This is a genomic window from Pseudomonas sp. MWU12-2029 (genome assembly GCF_023242425.1).
GTDB classification, from domain to species: domain Bacteria; phylum Pseudomonadota; class Gammaproteobacteria; order Pseudomonadales; family Pseudomonadaceae; genus Aquipseudomonas; species Aquipseudomonas kribbensis.
In genome coordinates this window covers 302,814-322,510 of the sequence record NZ_JALJDY010000005.1, presented here as the reverse complement: position 1 = coordinate 322,510, position 19,697 = coordinate 302,814, and the positions used below count along the sequence as shown (strand labels likewise).

14 protein-coding genes are annotated in these 19,697 nt (G+C 60.5%); 2 read left to right on the top strand and 12 right to left on the bottom strand.

Annotated elements, in window-relative coordinates:
• Positions 1 to 21: 21 nt before the first annotated feature.
• From M5B44_RS14790 to M5B44_RS14745, 10 genes are all read right to left on the bottom strand, one after another.
• Positions 22 to 2,973 carry an autotransporter serine protease gene (locus M5B44_RS14790; RefSeq protein ID WP_248739647.1) on the bottom strand — a complete coding sequence of 984 codons (2,952 nt, stop codon included), beginning with the start codon at positions 2,971 to 2,973 and terminating at the stop codon, positions 22 to 24.
• A 42-nt stretch (positions 2,974 to 3,015) separates the two neighbouring features.
• Complete coding sequence (locus M5B44_RS14785) at positions 3,016 to 4,383, bottom strand: TolC family outer membrane protein (protein WP_248739646.1); 1,368 nt, start codon at positions 4,381 to 4,383, stop codon at positions 3,016 to 3,018.
• Between the two features lie 2 nt (positions 4,384 to 4,385).
• On the bottom strand, positions 4,386 to 5,735 hold the full coding sequence (locus tag M5B44_RS14780; protein WP_248739645.1) for an HlyD family type I secretion periplasmic adaptor subunit: 1,350 nt from the start codon (positions 5,733 to 5,735) through the stop codon (positions 4,386 to 4,388).
• Positions 5,732 to 7,519: a type I secretion system permease/ATPase gene (locus tag M5B44_RS14775; protein WP_248739644.1), complete on the bottom strand. Its 1,788-nt coding sequence runs from the start codon at positions 7,517 to 7,519 to the stop codon at positions 5,732 to 5,734. Before M5B44_RS14775 ends, M5B44_RS14780 begins: the two co-directional genes overlap by 4 nt.
• A gap of 204 nt (positions 7,520 to 7,723) precedes the next feature.
• Positions 7,724 to 8,152: an AprI/Inh family metalloprotease inhibitor gene (locus M5B44_RS14770; RefSeq protein ID WP_248739643.1), complete on the bottom strand. Its 429-nt coding sequence runs from the start codon at positions 8,150 to 8,152 to the stop codon at positions 7,724 to 7,726.
• A gap of 92 nt (positions 8,153 to 8,244) precedes the next feature.
• On the bottom strand, positions 8,245 to 9,702 hold the full coding sequence (locus M5B44_RS14765; protein WP_134826791.1) for a serralysin family metalloprotease: 1,458 nt from the start codon (positions 9,700 to 9,702) through the stop codon (positions 8,245 to 8,247).
• A 403-nt stretch (positions 9,703 to 10,105) separates the two neighbouring features.
• Positions 10,106 to 11,191: a polyamine ABC transporter substrate-binding protein gene (locus M5B44_RS14760; RefSeq protein ID WP_114882904.1), complete on the bottom strand. Its 1,086-nt coding sequence runs from the start codon at positions 11,189 to 11,191 to the stop codon at positions 10,106 to 10,108.
• A 56-nt stretch (positions 11,192 to 11,247) separates the two neighbouring features.
• Positions 11,248 to 11,592 carry a cupin domain-containing protein gene (locus M5B44_RS14755; RefSeq protein WP_064596520.1) on the bottom strand — a complete coding sequence of 115 codons (345 nt, stop codon included), beginning with the start codon at positions 11,590 to 11,592 and terminating at the stop codon, positions 11,248 to 11,250.
• Between the two features lie 41 nt (positions 11,593 to 11,633).
• On the bottom strand, positions 11,634 to 13,040 hold the full coding sequence (locus M5B44_RS14750) for an NAD(P)/FAD-dependent oxidoreductase (RefSeq protein WP_248739642.1): 1,407 nt from the start codon (positions 13,038 to 13,040) through the stop codon (positions 11,634 to 11,636).
• A gap of 51 nt (positions 13,041 to 13,091) precedes the next feature.
• Positions 13,092 to 13,907 (bottom strand): helix-turn-helix domain-containing protein, encoded by an 816-nt coding sequence (locus tag M5B44_RS14745; protein ID WP_085709809.1) that lies wholly within the window; start codon positions 13,905 to 13,907, stop codon positions 13,092 to 13,094.
• A 263-nt stretch (positions 13,908 to 14,170) separates the two neighbouring features.
• On the opposite strand from M5B44_RS14745, the gene M5B44_RS14740 reads away from it, so the two are divergent.
• Positions 14,171 to 14,443 carry a DUF1652 domain-containing protein gene (locus M5B44_RS14740; RefSeq protein ID WP_248739641.1) on the top strand — a complete coding sequence of 91 codons (273 nt, stop codon included), beginning with the start codon at positions 14,171 to 14,173 and terminating at the stop codon, positions 14,441 to 14,443.
• Positions 14,444 to 14,501: 58 nt separating this feature from the next.
• On the opposite strand, the gene M5B44_RS14735 is transcribed toward M5B44_RS14740, so the two are convergent.
• Positions 14,502 to 16,976 (bottom strand): UvrD-helicase domain-containing protein, encoded by a 2,475-nt coding sequence (locus M5B44_RS14735; RefSeq protein WP_248739640.1) that lies wholly within the window; start codon positions 16,974 to 16,976, stop codon positions 14,502 to 14,504.
• Positions 16,977 to 17,255: 279 nt separating this feature from the next.
• On the opposite strand from M5B44_RS14735, the gene M5B44_RS14730 reads away from it, so the two are divergent.
• Complete coding sequence (locus M5B44_RS14730) at positions 17,256 to 17,951, top strand: pirin family protein (protein WP_134826788.1); 696 nt, start codon at positions 17,256 to 17,258, stop codon at positions 17,949 to 17,951.
• A 62-nt stretch (positions 17,952 to 18,013) separates the two neighbouring features.
• On the opposite strand, the gene pgm is transcribed toward M5B44_RS14730, so the two are convergent.
• Entirely contained in the window at positions 18,014 to 19,660 is a 1,647-nt protein-coding gene (pgm, locus tag M5B44_RS14725; protein ID WP_085709807.1) for a phosphoglucomutase (alpha-D-glucose-1,6-bisphosphate-dependent), read from the bottom strand.
• Between the last annotated feature and the right edge of the window lie 37 nt (positions 19,661 to 19,697).

Sequence of the window (19,697 nt, the reverse complement as noted above, 5' to 3'; positions counted from 1 at the left end):
GAACGATCATCTCTTGATGAGTCAGAACTGCCAGTTCAGGCTCAGGCCGACGCCGTGACTCTTCTCGCGGCTGGCCAGTTGTCCGTTGTAATCCAGGTTCACCCGCACGTCGCGGCTCAGGGCCAGGCTGGCCTGTACCCCCACCAGCGCGGCGTCTCGCACCAGCGGCGAACTTTCGACGCTGTACGGCGCGCTGCCGCTGGCGAAGCGCAAATGTTGTTCGGATTCGATGTCGGTCAGGCTGTGCTGCCAGCCGAGATGGCCGCTGACATCGAGTTTCTGCGAGCCCGACAGGTTGATCGTCTTGATCGCCCTGACGCCGAGGGTACTGAGCACCGCGTCACGCTGGTCGCCATTGCTTTTCAGCGCGGCAGCATCGCCCTTCTCGGTGAAACCGTCGCTGTCCAGATGCACGTAGGCCAGATTGGCGAACGGCTCCAGAGCCAGCGTTTGCACGTTCAGCCGATAGGCTGCCTCGCCAAACACCTGAGTGGTGGCGGCATCGACTTTGGCTTTCTGTTTGGCGCTGACGTCGCCGTATTGCAGGTCCCGTTTCACGTCGGCGCGATGCCAGCTGTAGGCCGCGCCGGTGCTCAGACGCCAGGCACCGATGTCATGCCCGGCATAGGCACCGAGGTGGTAGCTGTCGACCTTGGCCGAAGCGTGCGTGCCGGAACCCATGCTCAACGAACTGTCGCTGTAACCGGTGACCAGACCGATGCGGGTCTGCTCGTCCAGCGCACCGTCGACACCGGCCAGCAGGCCGCCAATCGAGGTGCTGTAGCCGGCAGTGTCGTGTCGCGAGTCGGTTGTGCCCCAGGCGCCGAGGGCCTTGACCCAGCCGTTGCCTTGCGCGCTGTTCGCGTCGTGCAGGCGTTCGCCGATGGCGTCGCGCAACTGACGGCTGTCGTTGATCAGCACCGAACCGAGGGCCGGGTAGATTTCCCCGCTCAGTTGCTGGAAGGCTTGCTGTGCATCACTGGCAGTGGCGGACAACAACAGGCTTTCGTACACGGAATTGCCGGCGCCCATGCCTTCGACGGCGCTGGCCACGGCCCGCTGGTTCGGCGTCTGGCCGACACTGGCAAAAGACGTCGCGTTACGCTCGACACTCAGCGTGATCCCGTTGCCGGTGGACGCGAGGCTGCCACCGATGAACAGGTAGTCGGGCACCACCGTGCCGAACTGACCCTGAATACCCCCGGCTGCTTGCAGAATGTCGTACTGATGACCAAGCAGGCTTTTCGCTTCGGCAGTGCTGAGCAAGGTCGGACTATTTTCCAGTGACAGGCTGACGGTGGCACCGCTGATGGACGCCGTGCCGCCGGCGACGATGCGGTCGCTGGCCGTCGGGGACAGCTCCACCGCGTAGGTCGAGCCCGGTGCGAAGGTCACGTCGCCGGCCACATTCAAGGTGCCGATGGAGTTGCCCGGTGCCACACGACCGCCGCTGTTGGCGGTCAGTGCGCCGATCCGCCCGGAACCGCCGAGGGTGCCACCGTCATTGACCGTGACCGCCGACGTCAGCGAGCCGTTGACGCTCAGCAGGCCGCCATTGACCGTGGTCGGGCCGCGATAGGTGCTGTCACCGGTCAGGATCAAATGCCCGGCCCCGGACTTGATCAGGCTGCCCTGATACACCCGGTTGGCAGCCGCGGCCTCACGGGCCGTGCCGACGGCGTAATCCGTCTGGTCCTGTTGGCTGGCACCGACCGGAACGCCGTTCTGCCAGCCCTTGTCATGCAGGGTTTGCTGCCAGACGCTGTGTTCGGCGAGGTCTTCGCTCTGGCGCTGGATCAGTGCCTTGTCGGAGATGTCGTTGCTCCACACATCGCGTTGCCCGGTGGCCAGATTTGCGTCGAACGCACCGAGCAACTGTCCCGGCCCGCCCATCGCCCGCTTCAGGTTGGCCACGCCCCAGCCGACCACCCCGGTCGGCGCATCGGTCACGGAGCCGTCGAGTTGGGTGGCGGTAGTCAGCAGCACTTCCAGCGCCTGCTGGTTGTTCATGTACGGGTAACGCTCCATCACCAGCGCCAGGGCGCCGGTGGCATGGGGCGCGGCCATCGAGGTGCCGGACTTGATCCCGTAGCCACCGTCGGGCACGGTGCTGTCGATCTTCGCCCCCGGCGTGGTGATGCACCAGTATTTGGCGATGCCGCACTGGTTGTACTTCTGCTGATTGCTTTGATCCAGCCCCGACACAGCCAGCCAGTGGCCTTCCAGATCCGGCTGAAAGTACGGCAGCGCCGAGCGTACGCTGGCGTTGGGGTAGCCGCTGTTGCCGGCGCTGAACACGTTGATCACGCCGCGGCGCGAAACATCGGCGGCGGCATCGAGCCAGGTGCCCTTGTTCCAGTGCTGGGCGTAAGCCGCGTGCAGGTCCGCCAGGGTTCGATAGCTGACATCCGGCGGCTGGCTGCCCCAACTGTTGTTGATGGCGCGCACGCCAGCAGCGGCCAGGGCGTCGTACGCCGCTTTGAAATAGCGCGGGTCGGGATTGGGGCCGAACAGGAAGCTGTCGTTCTTGTTGGTGTTGCCGACGTAGATCTGCGCGTTGAACGCCACACCATGCATGCCGGTGCCATCGCGGGAAGCGCCCATGGTGCCGACCACGTGAGTGCCGTGGGAGTCGTTGTTCGGGTTGAGCGTGCCGTTGACCGTGAACAGCGAACCATCCATATAGCTGCCGCTGGCCGACACCGGGTGATAACGGTCGCTGGCGAACTCGGGATGGGCGGCGTCGAAACCGGAATCCAGCGCGCCGATCTTCACACCCTTGCCGGTGATGCCGGCGGCGTAGGCCTGATCGGCCTGCATCCGGTCCAGTCCCCAGTCCCGCAGGAATTCGGCGGAGCGCCAACTGGCTGGATCGCCGGGTTTGCCGGATTCGAGGTATTGCGCCTGAGCCTGGCTGACAGAAATTGCGAGCAACAGGGTGCCGACCGATGCCGGCTTGAAGCGTACGTCCATGTTCACCACTCGTTTTTGTTGTTTGGTGTAAAAACTACGGTGTTATTGCGTCCGTGGGCCTTGCCCGAATGCTTCATCCACCCGAGCCAGATCCTGCTCGCTCAAGGTGCCCGCGTAGTAATGCAGCTTGGTCCAGGCCATGAGGTAGTCATAGCGTGCCTGGGCCAGATCGCGGCGGGTGGTAAACAGTTGTTGTTCGGCGTTCAGCGCGTCCAGATTGGTCCGTTCACCGCCGAGAATGCTTTGCTTGGTCGAGACCACCAGGGCTTCGGCCGAGGTCAGGGCCTTTTGATAAGCGCGCAGTTTGTTGACGCCGGACAGGCAGGCACTGAACTGGCGCCGCAACTCGATCAGGGTTTCGCGGGTCTTGCCGTCCAGTTCGTATTCCGCCTGCTCCATGTTACGGCTGGCCTGACGGGTCGATGCCGATACCCCGCCACCGGCGTACAGCGGCACGTTGACTTCGAAGCCGATGGTGTTGGTTTCGTAGCGCTGGTTGTAGGTGTTGCCGCTTTCCGACTCGTTCTGACGCATTGCCGCGTAGGCGCTGACTTTCGGCAGATGCCCGGCGCGGTTGCGCTCCACTTCATAACGGGCCACTTCCACGGCCTGACGCTGGGACGCCAGGTTCGGGTTGTTGCTGATCGCCAGTTCGTGCCAGGTGTCATAGTTGGCCGGCATCAGGGCGAAGGTCTGGAAGTTCTGATCCAGTGGCGCCAGATCGGTGATGTTCACCGCTTGCTCACCGATCAGTGCCCCCAATTCACGCAACGCGGCATCCTGCTCGTTGCGCGCTTCGATTTCCTCGGCCGTCGCCAGTTCATAACGCGACTCGGCTTCGAGAATGTCGGTTCGCGTGCCTTCGCCCTGCTTGAACATGTGTTCGTTCTGCTGGAACTGCTGCTCGTAGGCCTTTTTCTTGGCCTGGGCGATGTCGATCTGATCCTGAGCGAACAAGGCCTTGGTGTAGTTGTCCAGGACCCGTACCAGTAGCTCCTGACTCTTGCCGCGAAAGTTTTCGTCGGCAAACAGCGACTGCGCCACGCCTTTGCGATAGGCCGCGTAGGCTTCGTAGTCGAGCAACGGCTGCTGCAGGGTCAGGGTCGAGCCGTAACTGTTGTAGTTACGCTCTTCAGTGTTGTTCCTTGCCCGGGAGTCGAGGGACGTGGCCTTCGACGTGTTATGGCCCTTGTTGTAGTTGTAACCCAGTTTCGGCAACAACCCGGCGCGGCCAATGGCCCGGTTTTCAAGGCCTGCATCGCGTTCCTTGATCGCGCCGAGGAACACCGGGTCATTGCGCAACGCCTGTTCGTAAATCTCGAACGGCCCCATGGCCGCCACCGCACTGTTGCCCGCGAGCAGCGCGAACGCTGCCGCCAGCATGGAAAGCTTATTCATACAGCCGAACATCCTTATTCTTCAGTCAATGCGGAGCCGGCCCGGTCGAGCAGCGGTTTGAACAGGTAGTTGAGGAGTGAACGTTCGCCCGTGCGCACGAACATTTCCGCCGGCATGCCGGGCTTGATCACCAGGCCGTTGAGCTTCTCCATGGCCTGATCGCTGACGCTGCTGCGCAACACGTAATACGGCGCACCGGTTTTCTCATCGACCATCTGGTCGGCGGAAATCAGGCTGACTTCGCCGGGAACGCGCGGGGTCTTGCTCTGGTTGAACGCGGTGAAGAGGATGTCCACCGGCAGGTGCGTGCCGACCTTGTCGATCAGGTTGATCGGCAGGTGCCCTTCCACTTCCAGGCGCGTGCCTTGCGGAACGATCTCCAGCAGGGTTTCGCCCTGACGCACCACGGCGCCTTCGGTGTGCACGCCGAGATTGACGGCGATGCCGTCCGAGGTCGCAAGAATCTCGCTGTGTTGCAGGTCAAAACCGGCGGAAGTCAGTTGCTCGGACAGGGTGACGCTTTTCAGTTGCGCGTCGGCCAGTTGGCTGCGGACTTCTTTCTGGTATTCCTCACCGTGCTGTTGCAGTTTCAGGCGCGACTCGAGAATGCCCTGCTCCACCCGGCCGCTTTCGCCGGTGTTCTCGGCCAGTTGCTGCTGCACTTGCGACAGCTGACGCTGGTATTCCATCAAGCGGTTGCGCGGGATGTAGCCGTTGTCTGCCAGCGGTTGCAGGTTACTCAACTGCTGTTGCAGGGAGTCAGCCTGAGCGTTGAGATCGGTACGGGCGCGGCGCATGCCGGCCAGTTGCGAAGTGGCGCCCTCGATGCTGGCGCGCAATGCAGCCTGCTCGCGGGAGAACGCTTCACGACGGCTGCTGAACAGCTGGCGCTGGCCTTCCAGTACCAGCGCCAGGCGCGGGTCCGCGTTATCGCTCAACTCTGGCGGAAACGTCACCTGCTTGAGGTTGTCACGCTCGGCCTGCCAGCGCGCCAGGCTGGCCCAGGCCATGCGGTACTGGGCCTGCAGCGATTGCACGTCGGCGGCGACCTGCGTCTGGTCGAGGCGGAACAAGGGCTGGCCCTGCTTCACGATCTCGCCTTCGCGCACCAGGATCCGGCTGACCACGCCGCTGCTCATCGACTGCACGGCTTTGCGTTTGCCGGAAACCACCACCGTGCCTTGCACCGGAATCCCTTGATCCAGCGGCGCCAGTGCGGCCCAGGCAAAGAAACTGCCAGCGCCGGCCAGCGCCAGAATCCAGCCCATGCGAGCGAAGAACTTCGCGTCGCGCTCAGGGCGTTCGGTGATGTACGCGTGTTCCATCGTTGCTTCGTTTTCTGTGTTCATGCTCGCGCTGCTCATACACCCGAATTCCTTGTGGTGGGCTGGTACTGCCGGCTCATGCTGAGCCCGCCCGGTGCCTGCGCGGTTTTTTCAGTTTGTTGTTGCGGCTGTTGCTGCGGGTTGCCGGACAGTGCCTTGAGCACGTCATGGCTCGGGCCGAAGGCTTGCAGTCGGCCATCGTTGAGCACCAGCAGCTTGTCGGCCTGGGCCAGCACCGAAGAACGATGCGTCACCAGCACCACCGTGGTGCCTTGGGCCTTGAGTTGCACGATGGCGCTGGACAATGCCGCTTCGCCGACGGTGTCGAGGTTGGAGTTCGGCTCATCCAGCACCACCAGGCTAGGTGTGCCGTAAATTGCACGCGCCAGCGCCACACGCTGTTTCTGGCCGCCGGACAGACCGCTGCCGTCCTCGCCCAGTTGCGTGTCGTAGCCTTGCGGCATGCGCAGGATCATTTCGTGAACCCCGGCCTGTTGCGCGGCGGCCACGACTTTCTGCGGATCGGTCTCGCTGAAGCGCGCGATGTTCTCGGCGATGGTGCCGCTGAACAGTTCGATATCCTGCGGCAGGTAGCCGATGTACGGACCGAGCTCGTCGCGGTTCCAGCGATGGATGTCGGCACCGTCCAGACGCACCGTGCCGCCGAGGGTCGGCCACACGCCGACCAGTACCCGCGCCAGGGTCGACTTGCCGGAGCCCGAGGCCCCGAGCACGCCCAGCACTTCACCGGCGGCCAGATTGAAATTGATCATGTGCAAGGTCGCGGCACGTTGCCCTGGTGGGCCGGCACTGACCTGTTCGAACGTGATCTGGCCTTTCGGCGCCGGCAATGCCATGGCGTCGTCGCTTGGCGGGAACGACTGCAGCAGGGAATCGAGTCGGCGGTAGGCCAGTTTCGCCCCGCTCCACTGCTTCCACACCGCAATCAACTGATCGATCGGGCTGAGCACGCGGCCCATCAGGATCGAACCGGCGATCATCATCCCGGCGGTCATGTCGCCCTTGATCACCAGCAAGGCACCCAGACCCAGCACCAGCGATTGCAGGCACAAGCGCAAGGTCTTGCTCAGCGAGCTGATCACCGCACCGGTGTCACTGGCCTGGTTCTGCAGGCCGAGAAAGCGTGAATGCACCTGGAACCAGCGCTTGCGCAGCGAGCCAAGCATGCCCATCGCCTGAATGGTTTCGGCGTTGTGCAGGTGGCTGGTGGCCAACTGGCTGGACTTCTGCGAGAAACCGGCGGCTTCGCCCAGTGGTTTCTTGGTCATGTATTCGTTGAGGCACGCCAGCGCGATCAGCAACAGCGCGCCGGCCGTGGCAAGGACGCCGAGCCAGACGTTGAACAGGTAAATCACGAACAGATAGACCGGGAACCACGGTGCATCGAAGAACGCGAACAGCGCAGGTCCGGTGACGAACTGGCGGATATGGGTCAGGTCGCCCAGCGACTGGCCGGCGTTGCCCTCGCCCTTGAACAGGTTGCGTTCGAACGCGGCTTGATAGACCCGCAGATTGAAACGGCGCTCCAGCTGGCTGCCGATGCGGATCACGATGAAGCTGCGCACCACCTCCAGCAGGCCGATGAACGCGAAGAACCCCACGACCATCAACGACAGCATCGCCAGCGTGGTTTCGTTTTGCGAAGACAGCACTCGGTCATAGACCTGGAGCATGTAAATGGAGGGCACCAGCATCAGCACGTTAATCAGTGCGGTAAAGCATCCGACGCTGATCAGAATACTTTTATAGTCACCCAACGCCTTGAATAAGGGAGCGGTGGCCGGAGCCTTCGCCATCTTCATTGATTATTCCTGAAATGATATTCCCCGCCGTACTTGGCGAGACTTCAATTAATTGCCCGCACCGAAGACGGGACATACACCGCCAGTATTTGCTTACACTTCAATAACAACTTTCGCGACTAAATCCGGCGTTGGCGTTATTGCGGACTCGCTTATAACTGTAACGGGGCGCCTTATATTTAAACTGTGAGTCGCTCCCGGTGATCAGGGCTGTTTGGCAGCTCGCTCGAGTGTAATCACCAGGCCTGACTTCAAAGTGCTCAGATAAAGCCCATCACGTTGTCGGCTGAAAAACTGGATTCTTGAGCCTTCCTTGCCAGTGATCGAAAGACCGTCCGGGTCGGGAAACCAGCCGATGGCGCTGTCCTGCAGCCACGCGCTCAAGCAATCGGCGCCCTTGCCCAGGGTCTGGTTGGATTCGAGGTCGATCTGGCAGGTGTTCGACGGTTTGTCTTGCAGCGCCTGCGCTTCGGGAGCGTCGCTGCGAGCGGTCAGTGTCGCTTGCCACTGCCCGGCAAATACCGATGGATCTTCGAGCCTGAGGCTGCTTGCCATGGTTGTTTCTCCAGAAATCATCATCAGCACCGGCAACAGATACGCTGCCGCTTTGCGGGTAAAAGCGAATTGGATCATAGGAAATTTCACTCCGGCGTGTAGCCTTGCTTACCGGCCAAAGCGATGCAAGTAAAGAAAGCGGCGCATCACGCGCCGCTTTCTTTTTTACATCACGCTACGATGTCGCTGATCGCCGCCTGGCCAACGGTGCTGACCTGGAAGTCCGCCACGCCGTGCCCGGAGAAGTCCACCGACAGCAGGCTGTTGCCGCCCGAGGAGGTCAGGATGGCATCGCCCGCCGCACCAGTGAAGGCGCTGACGAAGTGCAGGCCTGAACCATTGGTGATCGCGCTCAGGTCGATTTTGTCCAGACCGCTGACAAAGTCGAGGATCTGATCGATCGCACCCGGCTTGGAATCGGAACTGGCCGCGAACACGAAAGTGTCCGAACCCGAGCCGCCCCACAGCTTGTCGGCACCGCCGCCGCCCCAGATGATGTCGTTGCCGGCACCGCCCTTGAGCTCGTTGGCTGCGCTGTTGCCGATGATCAGGTCGTTGCCCGAGCCGCCGATGGCGTTCTCGATGGTGACGCCCTTGGCGATGGACACGTTGCCCACCAGGCCGCCAACGTCTGAGAACGAGGCTTCATTGAGGTTGATCTTCTGGTTCTGGGTGAAACCCGAGAAGTCGAAGGTGTCCTTGCCGCCCGCATCCCACACCGAGAACACCAGCTTGTCCGACGATGAAGTCGCGCTGAGGAAATCACGACCGGCGTTGGAGTTGAAGCCGTAGGTGGTGTCACCGGTACGGGTGGACATGTTCGCGCCGTAGAGCTTCTGGATCGCGGCGATATCGTCCATCAGCGGGCCCGAGGCATAGGCTTCGACACCGCCCTTGCTGAAGTTCTGGCTGGTGTTGCTTTCACTCCAGTAACTCATGAGGCTGTAGCCGCGGGTGTCTTGCCCGTAGGAAGCATCCTTGTACGTCGGATTGCCTTCGCCGGCGTTGTAGTCGCCAGGGTGAGACAGGCCCAGGGTATGGCCGATTTCGTGGGTCAAAGTCTGACGCCCGTAATTGTTCACGCCCGGGTTCTTGTTGACGTCGTATCCACTGCCGGTCAGGTACCAGGACTGACCGTCATAGCCTGGCTCGGTGCCTGGCAGGAACGCGAATGCCGCCGCGCCTTCCTGACCGCCGCTGTAGTTACCGAAGGTCATGTGGCCGTCGCCACCTCTGGCGGCTTCGGTAAAGGTCACGTTGGCGACATCGGCCCAGGATTGCATGGCGAGCACCGCCTGGGCTTTTTGCAGGGCACTGAACTGACTGAAACCTGTCACACCCAGGCCGCCGAAGTTGGCAGTCTTGGAGGTCAGAAAGGTGTAGGTCAGTTCGATCTTGCCGCTGCCGTCGAGATCGTGCCAGGAGGCACCGTCACGCAGCAGTTGAGTTGCGGCTTGATCCACCGAGAAGGAGGGTTTGCCATTGACCGTGAGGTTGCCGCCACGATCGTACTGATGGCTGAAGCTATTGATCTGGTTGAACGCCGAGCTTGGCGCCGCCAAAGGTGCCGCGTTCAGCTGGAAAGCCTGTTCGGCGGTATCAATAGCATTAGCTTTTACTTTCGACATAAACACACTTCCTTGTTTAGCAATGGAACAGTTTTTGTCCGATAGCGACAACCTCTGGCGAGATTGTCCTATCACTCGCCCAATGAAGGCGTAAGAAACCTGACACAATTTGAAATCTGTCGTCTAGCGATTTTTCGAGATCAAATTGAACTATTCCGGGAAAGTCCCGTAAACAAAGCGCGTGCCGCTGAAAGAATGTTGTAAGTGTGGTGAGTTTGCCTAATTGTCTGACGATTTCTTATTTAAATATTAAATATCGGTAAGTTACTTTTTGTTAGCCGCGTCTCACTTTCCTGCACTTTATTAGTGCGGTGCCAGCGAAGTGACATCAACCAAATAAACATATGCAGCGGGCGTCATATGCCTCTGACGGAGCGGGAGAAAACCCGCTCCGACAGTTTTTTCAGCTGCCGGTACGAATCTTGTTCCAGACGCGCGTCCGAATGCGGTCGATGTTCAGCGGCATAGCCTCCAGCGCGAACAATTTGCCCATCATTTCCGGGCTTGGATACACCTTGGTGTCGTTCTTGATGGCCGGGTCGATCAGGCTGTCGGCCTGTTCATTGCCATTGGCGTAATGCACGTAGTTGCTGATGCCGGCCATGACGTCGGGCTGCAGCAGGTAGTTCATGAAGGCGTAACCGGCCTTGGCATCCGGGGCGTCGGCGGGCATGGCGACCATGTCAAACCAGATCGCGGCGCCTTCCTTGGGAATCGCATAACCGATATCGACGCCGTTTTTCGCCTCTTTGGCGCGGTTTTCCGCCTGCAGGATGTCGCCGGAGAAACCGACCGCTACGCAGATATCGCCGTTGGCCAGGTCGCTGGTGTACTTCGAGGAATGGAAGTAGCTGACATACGGCCGCACTTTCATCAGCAGCGCTTCGGCCTTCTTGTAGTCCTCGGGGTTCTTGCTGTGATGCGGCAGACCCAGGTAGTTCAGCGCTGCCGGCAGCAACTCCGGGCCGTTGTCGAGGATTGCCACGCCGCACTTCTGCAGCTTTTCCATGTATTCGGGCTTGAAGATCAGGTCCCAGGAATCCACCGGTGCGTTATCGCCCAGTACGGCCTTGACCTTGGCGACGTTGTAACCGATGCCGGTGCTGCCCCACAGGTACGGAAAACCGTGCTCGTTGCCCGGATCATTGGTCTGCAAGGCCTTGAGCAATACCGGATTGAGGTTCTTCCAGTTCGGCAACTGGCTCTTGTCGAGCTTCATCAGCGCCCCGCCCTGAATCTGCCGCGCCATGAAATGGTTGGACGGAAACACCACGTCGTAACCGGATTTGCCGGTCATCAACTTGCCGTCGAGGGTTTCGTTGCTGTCGTAGACGTCGTAAGTGACGCCGAGACCGGTGGCCTTTTCGAAGTTTTTCGCAGTGTCCGGCGCAATGTAGTCGGACCAGTTGTAGACCTTGACCGTTTCCGCTGCCTGAGCAAGGGAAGCGGCGAGCATCAAGGGGGCGAGAGCGAGGGTCTTTCGGATCATGGATCGATTCCTGTATTGGCTATTGTTGTTGGCAGGCAATCAAAAGGATCAAAGCGTCAGAAAATCAGGACGTAGGTCTTGCGCACGGTTTCCTGGATATCCCAGATGCCGAGCGTGTTGGCCGGCAACATCAATGCGTCGCCACCTTGTATATGCAGGGTTTCGCCGCCGTCGTCCGGGGTGAACGTGCAGCGCCCGGAAATGAAGTGGCAGAACTCCTGGGCGGTGATCTGCCGCCGCCAGCGCCCCGGGGTGCATTCCCAGACGCCGGTTTCGACGCCGTCGTCGCGCTCGACGCTGGTGGTCGACGCAATGGCTACCGGCGTGCCGAGCGGCACGGCCACCGGGTTGGATTCGTCCAGTTGCAGCGTGGCGGTGTTCTTGAATTGGGTGATGCTCATTGCGCTTCCTGTCTTAAAGGCTGTTTGGAATTGAACAACGTTTAGTGCATGAAACCTTCCATGAACCCGGCCACCCGACTGGCAAGCTTGCGCCGCCAGGGCGCGGTTGCCGGGTTGGCCAGGGTCTGGTCTTCGTGAACGAAGCTTTTGATGATCGCGTTGTAGCCGAGCCAGCGGCACGGTTCCGGTTCCCAGGCCCGCAGCGCATGAATTCCGCCATCCGGCAGCACCCACGGCTGATGCACCAGTTCGGTATCGCGCTCGAGAATCAGATCGGCCAGGGTGCGGCCGCCCAGGTTGGAAGCCCCGACACCCTCCCCGCCATAACCGCCGGACAGCGCAATGCCGTTGGCCCGATCGGAGAGCATGTGCGGCTTGAAATGCCTCGACATGCCGAGATTGCCGCCCCAGGCGTGGGTGATCGTGGTGTTTTTCAGCTGCGGGAACAGCTCGCCGAACAGATAACGCCGCAGCTCCACTTCATCCCGGGTCAGATCGAAGTTGTGGCGCAACTGGCCGGCGAACTGATAGCCGCCACGGGCGCCGAAAATCAGCCGATTGTCGGCGCTGCGCTGGCCGTAGGTGACTTGACGGCTGAACTCACTGAACGCTTGGCCACGGCTGAGGCCGATTTCGTCCCAGGTCGCCGCCGACAACGGTTCGGTGGCGACAATCAGACTCTGCACCGGCAATTGATAGCGACCCAGCGGCGGCAGCGTCACCGAATAACCTTCGATGGCCGGAACGATCCAGCGACTGCGCACGCTGGCCTTGTCGGTACGCAGACTGCCCGACTGCCAATGGGTCACGGGACTGTTCTCGTAGATTTTCACGCCCATGCCCTGAACGGTCCGGGCCAGGCCGCGCACCAGTTTTGCCGGCTGAATGGTTGCCACATGGGGTGCGTAGATGCCGCCGTAGGGTTTGGCGACGCGAATCTGCTGCGCCAGTTGCTCAGGATTGAGCCAGCGATAATCGTCGTCGGTCAGGCCTTGGGCGTGCAGCTTGTTCAGATACTCGCGCAGGCTGGCTTCCTGTTCGGGATAGCGCGCGGCGCAGTACAGCACCCCGCCCTTGCGGTAATCGCAGTCGATGCCTTCGCGCTCGAGGACGACTTCCACCTCATCGGGAATGCTGTGCAGCAGATCGAATGAGGCGCGGCGTTGTTGTGGCGACAGGTCCGCCAGCAGGCGATCCTCGCCCAGCAGATTGCCCATCAACCAGCCACCGTTGCGGCCGGATGCGCCAAAACCGGCGGTTTGCGCCTCGACAATGGCAATGTCCAGGCCTGGCGCGTGCTTCTTCAGGTAATACGCGGTCCATAACCCGGTGTAGCCGGCGCCGATGATTGCCACGTCGACGTCAAGGTCTTGTTCCAGCGCCGGGCGCGCGGTGAGCGGCTCGTCGAGTTGGTCCATCCACAAACTGATAGTGCGCCACGCCGGCATGCAAGACTCCGCCAATCCAGATTTCGATGGCGTCGATCCTAGTGGCTGACCTCAGGGACTGTCTTGCGCGCGTGTCCGCAAAGAAATTTGTTTGGCATAAGCCTTGGGCGACTGGCCGGTGTGCTGGCGGAAACAGCTATAAAATGCCGAAATCGAGTTGAACCCGGCGGCGAACGCCAGTTCATCGATGCGCAGCGGCGGCGTGGCGTTGTCCAGCGATTGCAGCAAATGCTGGAGCCGCGCCTGATTCACGTAGCGGTAGAAGCTCTGCCCCAGCACCTGGTTCAGCAGATAGGAAATCTGGTTGCGGCTGTAACCGCACTCCTTCGCCACCCGCTGCAGATCCAGTTCGGGATCGAGGTACGGCTGCTGACGCTGGAAATACTGCTGCAGGTCTTCGGCCATGAAACTCAACTGGCGTGGCGACAGGCCCAGTCGGCTCGCCGCCGGACGCTGACTCGGCGTCGAGCTACTGGAGCCCTGCTCGCGCACCAGCGATGCGTATTCGTTGACCCGCCAGATTTTCGCGTCCTTGACGGTAATCGCTTCGCTGGAACGGAACGACACCAGGCCATTGCCGCCACGCAGGGTCACTTCGTATTGAATGAACGCCGTGTTGCCGTCAATGCGGATCCGGTCGCAATGCTCCAGCGCTTCGTCGGATTCACGGGGCATGCTGACGCGAACGTACTCGCGCAGTTCGTCGAGGCCGAGCACACGATTCTGGAAAAAATCGTTGTACTGAATGTCCGGATGGTAAAGCGCCATGACGCCATCCAGGTCCCGGTGTTTCCAGCACAGGTGATAGCGCATGACCGTTTCGGCCGTGGCCGGGGTCTGCTGCGGGCCGTCATCATCGGCGTGCATAAGGGACTCTTGGCAAAAGAACCGAGCTTGCCCAACTTCGGGCCCGGCATCAACAACCCGGACGTGATGGCACTTTGTCGATGATTTCATCAGCCGTGACTTACATCAAAAAAATCCCTGCAATCGCCAAACGGCCTGAAAATTCTCACAGGTTTTTCACATCCAGATGCTACTTTTAAGGACAGTCACCGGTTGAGCCAATGAAGGCTCTTCCCACCTACCATGAGCAAACGGAAGCGCTCGATGAAGAAGGCGGGCAACACATGAACAAAGGGTCAAGCAAGGTCACGTTCCCCAATGCCTGCCAGCTGATGCGCTGGCATTTTCATCCCATGGGTTTCGAAGCCACGATGGACGCGCCGGGCAGCATGATCGCCCGCCTGTTCGATCGGGCCAGCGGCGAAACCCTGATCGCCATTGCCGGCATTCCCTGTGCCACGGCGATGAACGCAGCGGATGTCGAACGAATAATCGAAGCCGTCGAAGACGAACTGGAAGCCTTTGTTCCTCCGGAGTCTCTTAGGAGTTACGCCTAAGTTATTGATTTAAAATAAAAAGCCCGCTGCGCGCGGGCTTTTTTTATGGGCGATCGGTTCAGGCGGTTTTCTTTTCCGGCCGGTGATCGACGAAGAACGGCTTGCCCTTGGCGACCCGGTCCGACGCACGCGGCATGTTCACCGCCTGGGCATCCTGCGGCTCGACGTACCAATAGCAATGACTCACTGCCCGGGTAATGCCGACATAGGCCAGACGCAGGATTTCGTCCTTCTGCGCCGTGTCGTAAGGCTCGTTGTCACCGGCCTTGCCCAGCCCGGCCATGCGGTAGACCTGATTCTTGTAGGGAGAACTGGTGAGGTGCTGGCAGTCGCCCAACAGAAACACCGCATCGGCCTGCAAGCCTTTGGCGCTGTGATAGGTCAGCTGCTTCAAGCGCCGTGACTCGTACGGCAAGCTCGAATCAACATTAACTACTGACTGAATATGCTGTTCTATCAATAACTTATCGCTACTTTTTCGATAAAGCATCAGGATCGAATCGCCGTTTCTGTAGTGCTCTGCCAAACGCTGGCCCAGCGCCTGATCATCGCGCTCCAGCACATTGACCGGTTGCAACGGCTTCTCCTCGCCGCTGGCCTTGGCTTTTTTGCCGGGAATCGCCGGCGCGGCACGGACGATGTGCTCGGCCGCGTCAATGATGTGCTGATGACTGCGGTAGTTGTCGCTGAGCATCACCCGCGTGGTGCTCGGCGAGGAAAACTCCTTGTTGAACTCCATGAAGTAGCTCGGCGAACTGCCGCGCCAGCCGTAGATCGACTGCCAGTCATCGCCCACGCACAGCAAGGATGAGCGTTGCGCACCGCGTCCGACGTGCATCGCCGGGCCACGGCTGCGGATCTCTGCAAGGCTGGCGCGGATCCACGAGACGATCTGCGGTGACACGTCCTGAAATTCGTCGATCATCAGGTGCGACATGGGGCGCAGCAGTTCATCGCTCAGTAGCTTGAGGTTTTCCGGCGAGTGCTCGCTGAACAGCGCGAACATGCGGTTGTAGGTCATGATCGGCGGCTTATGATCAAGCAAGTGATCTTCCATTGCGCGCCAGAACAGGCTCAGCGCCTCGAAGAAAAACCGGTCAGGATCATCCTTGGCGAAACTCATGCGGCCAACGGCGTCCGGTACATCCAGGCCCAGGTTCTCGATAAACCCGGCGGCAGCGACAAAGCAGTCCAGCAACGGCGCGGATGCGAGCTCTCCCTTGACCTTGTAATCGAAACCGGGACCCGCACTGGCATCACCGGCCAACGTAGCCAAAACGCGTCTTGATGACTCGTAACTATCTATCCAGATCAATGGCTTACGACAGAAAGCTTGAAACAGCGTGCGCTTCACGGCCCATTCTGCGCGGACCGTCAGCTTGGCATTGGGACGGCAGACTTGAGGGTTTTCTCTCGGATCGAAGCCCAAAACGACCCAGGCATCGAGACTCGGGATGTAGCCATGACAGTGAAAGGTTGCGCCGTTGATCTCGAAGGTCTGACGGTTCGGCTCGACCCCCTTGATCGGCCAGGCACCGGCGCGAAACCATAAATCCTCGATCACATCGCACAGTTCTTCGTCACGTTTGGCCGCCAGTTCGGTCACTGCCATGCGCTTTTGCACGTCCGGGTGATCGCGCTCCAGCTCCTTGAGCTGCAGGGCATGCCGGGACAGTGGCTGGATCAATTGCCGGAAACGCTCGTCCTCGGTGTAGAGCCGGTGATAGCAGGCGTTGAGCTGCTGGCGCTGGGCGTCGTTGATCCGCAGATCGAACGGATTACTGTCGACGTCATCGTCCCCGCCCTGTGGCCGCAGACTGAGGTTTTCAAACGCCTGCAAACGCTCGAACCCCGGCAGGCTGCGGACCATCGGCAGAATCCGCGAATGGAACGTGCGCACCAGATCCCGGGCGGTCTTCTGGCTCAGGGAATGCCCCCAGAGGGCAAACAGCTCGATCAGTTTGCTGATGAAGTCTTTGCGCGACTCCCGGGTGAACGTCACCACGGTCATCGAATCCAGCTCAAAGCCCAGGTAGTGCGTCAGCAGCAGGATGCGCAACACCAGCGTGGTCGATTTGCCGGCCCCCGCCCCGGCGACCACCGACGTTGACGGCGTATCACTGAAGATCATTTTCCATTGCGCCACGCTCGGCTGGGCGTGGGCTGGCAACAAGCGGGCAACGTCAGCCTTGATGCGTTTCTTCAGTTCGGCAGTCAGTGGCAGACGCCAGTCATCGAACAGGTGATTGTCGATACCCGGCGCACGATGCTCGGTGCTGCGGCTGTCGCGGATCAACAGGACCTGACGGCCCTCTTCCAGCCCCTCAGCCTTGCCTTCCTTGTAGCCGTAGTCGAACCCGGCGGTGTGCCCGCTGCGAAAGCCATCGGCCTGACCGTGCAGCCACGAGGCTCGATGCTGGGCGCGCAATTGCGTCAGACCATGCCCGAGGAAACGCGCCGCCAGGCGTTTGAACCACGGCATCTCGGCCAGGGGACGAAGTTCGGGAGGAAGATCGGGGGTGTGTTGCGCCACGCTGACGGACTCCAGAGGCTGAGGCTGTTGAGGGCTATGGTGTCTGCATTTGCCGTTGAGTTCTAGCGAAATGCTTACGGGTCATTGAGTTAGGCGATGAACTGAAGGCTGCATGAGAGCGTTTCGAGATTTATAACATCAGTCAATTCGATGGGAATGCAGCACTTTTTACGCTTTTTCTCGATCATTGGTTGATAGATGATGCTCGCCATCAATCACCGGTCTCGCTTCGTGGCTGCGGCCGAATCGCCCCATGACGAACCTTTTGAGGAGAAGATCATGCTTGAACTCAGACCCTTCAGCTCGCTGGGCGGCGCCCATCACGGATGGCTGGATGCCCATCACCATTTTTCGTTCGCCGAGTACTACGATCCGCAGCGCATGAGCTGGGGCAACCTGCGGGTGTGGAACGATGACATCATCGCCCCGGGCACCGGTTTCCCCACTCACCCGCATCGGGACATGGAGATCATCACTTACGTGCGTGAAGGTGCGATTACCCACCAGGACAACCTGGGCAACAAGGGTCGCACCGAAGCCGGCGACGTTCAGGTGATGAGCGCCGGCACCGGGATCGCTCACAGTGAATACAATCTGGAAGCGACCCCGACCAAGATTTTCCAGATCTGGATTCTGCCGACCGAAACCGGTGCACCGCCATCCTGGGGCGCAAAACCGTTCCCCAAAGGTGAGCGCGAAGGCTTCGTGACGCTGGCCAGCGGCAAGGACGGTGACGATGAAAGCCTGCGGATTCGCGCCAACGCACGTTTGGTCGCGGCCACCATCAAGGCCGGGGAAACCGCCGAGTACCGACTCGATGCCGGACGTCGCGCTTATCTCGTGCCGGCCACCGGTGTGATTGAAGTCAACGGCTTGCGTGCACAAGCTCGAGACGGTGTCGCGGTGAGCCAGGAGCCGGTGCTGACCGTCACGGCCATTGAAGACAGTGAAATCGTGTTGGTGGATCTGGCCTGACCGGCTGGATTGCAGGCAAAAAAAGGGCGACCTCATGGTCGCCCTTTTTTATTCAGCAGTGATCACTTGGTGGAAATTGCACCATCGACCAGGGTCTGCGCTTCGGCCACCAGTTGCTTGAGGTGGTCGTCGCCGATGAAGCTTTCAGCGTAGATCTTGTAGATGTCCTCGGTGCCCGAAGGACGCGCGGCGAACCAGCCGTTCTCGGTCATCACTTTCAGACCGCCGATGGCCTGATCGTTGCCCGGTGCCTTGCTGAGAATGCTCTGGATCTTCTCGCCCGCCAGTTCGGTCGAGGTTACCTGCTCCGGCGACAACTTGCTCAGCAGGGCTTTCTGCTCAGGGTTGGCCTTGGCATCGACGCGCACCGAGAACGGCTCGCCCAGCTCTTCGGTCAACGCACGATAGGCCTGGCTTGGGTCGCGACCGGTGCGGGCGGTCATTTCAGCGGCCAACAGGGCCGGGATCAGACCGTCCTTGTCGGTACTCCACACACCACCGTCCTTGCGCAGGAACGATGCACCAGCACTTTCCTCACCGCCAAAACCGAGCGAGCCGTCGAACAGACCGTCGGCAAACCACTTGAAGCCGACCGGCACTTCGTACAGACGACGGCCCAGACGCTTGGCCACACGATCGATCAGACCGCTGCTGACCACGGTTTTACCCACGGCCGCATCGGCGCGCCATTGCGGACGGTTCTGGAACAGATAGTCGATCGACACGGCCAGGTAGTTGTTCGGCGCCAACAGGCCGCCGGACGGAGTCACGATGCCGTGACGGTCATGATCCGGATCGCAGGCGAACGCGACGTCGAAGCGTTCCTTGAGGCCGATCAGGCCTTGCATGGCATGGCTGGACGATGGGTCCATGCGGATCTGGCCATCCCAGTCGACGGTCATGAAGCGGAACGTCGAATCGACTTCCTTGTTCACTACATCGAGGTCCAGACGGTAGTGCTCGGCGATGGCCGACCAGTAGCGCACCCCTGCTCCGCCCAATGGATCGACACCCAGACGCAGTTTGGCGCCACGGATGGCATCGAAGTCGATGACGTTGATCAGGTCGGCAACGTAGGTGTTGACGTAATCGTGGCGGTGCGTGGTCGGGGCTTTAAGCGCCTGTTCGTAACCGATGCGTTTAACGCCAGCCAGTTTGTTGGCCAGTAGTTCGTTGGCCTTGGCTTCGATCCACTTGGTGATGTGGGTGTCGGCCGGGCCGCCGTTGGTTGGGTTGTATTTGTAGCCACCGCTTTGTGGCGGGTTGTGCGACGGTGTGATGACGATGCCGTCAGCCAGGCCGGTGGTGCGGCCACGGTTGTAGCAAAGAATGGCGTGAGACACGGCCGGCGTCGGGGTGTATTCATCGCCTTCGGCGATCATCACGGTCACGCCGTTGGCTGCCAGCACCTCCAGGGCACTGGCCCCGGCCGGCGTGGACAGCGCATGAGTATCGATGCCGACAAACAGCGGGCCGGTGATGCCCTGGGCTTCGCGGTACAGGCAGATTGCCTGGCTGATGGCCAGAACGTGCCACTCGTTGAAACTCAAGTCGAAGGAGCTGCCACGATGCCCGGAAGTACCGAACGCCACACGCTGGGTGGAAATCGAAGCGTCGGGTTGACCGGTGTAATACGCCGTTACCAGTCGCGGGATGTCGACCAACAACTCTGCCGGTGCCGGTTTGCCCGCAAAAGGACTGAGTGTCATGCAAAACCTCTGAAATAGAGTGGTTCAGGAAATTACA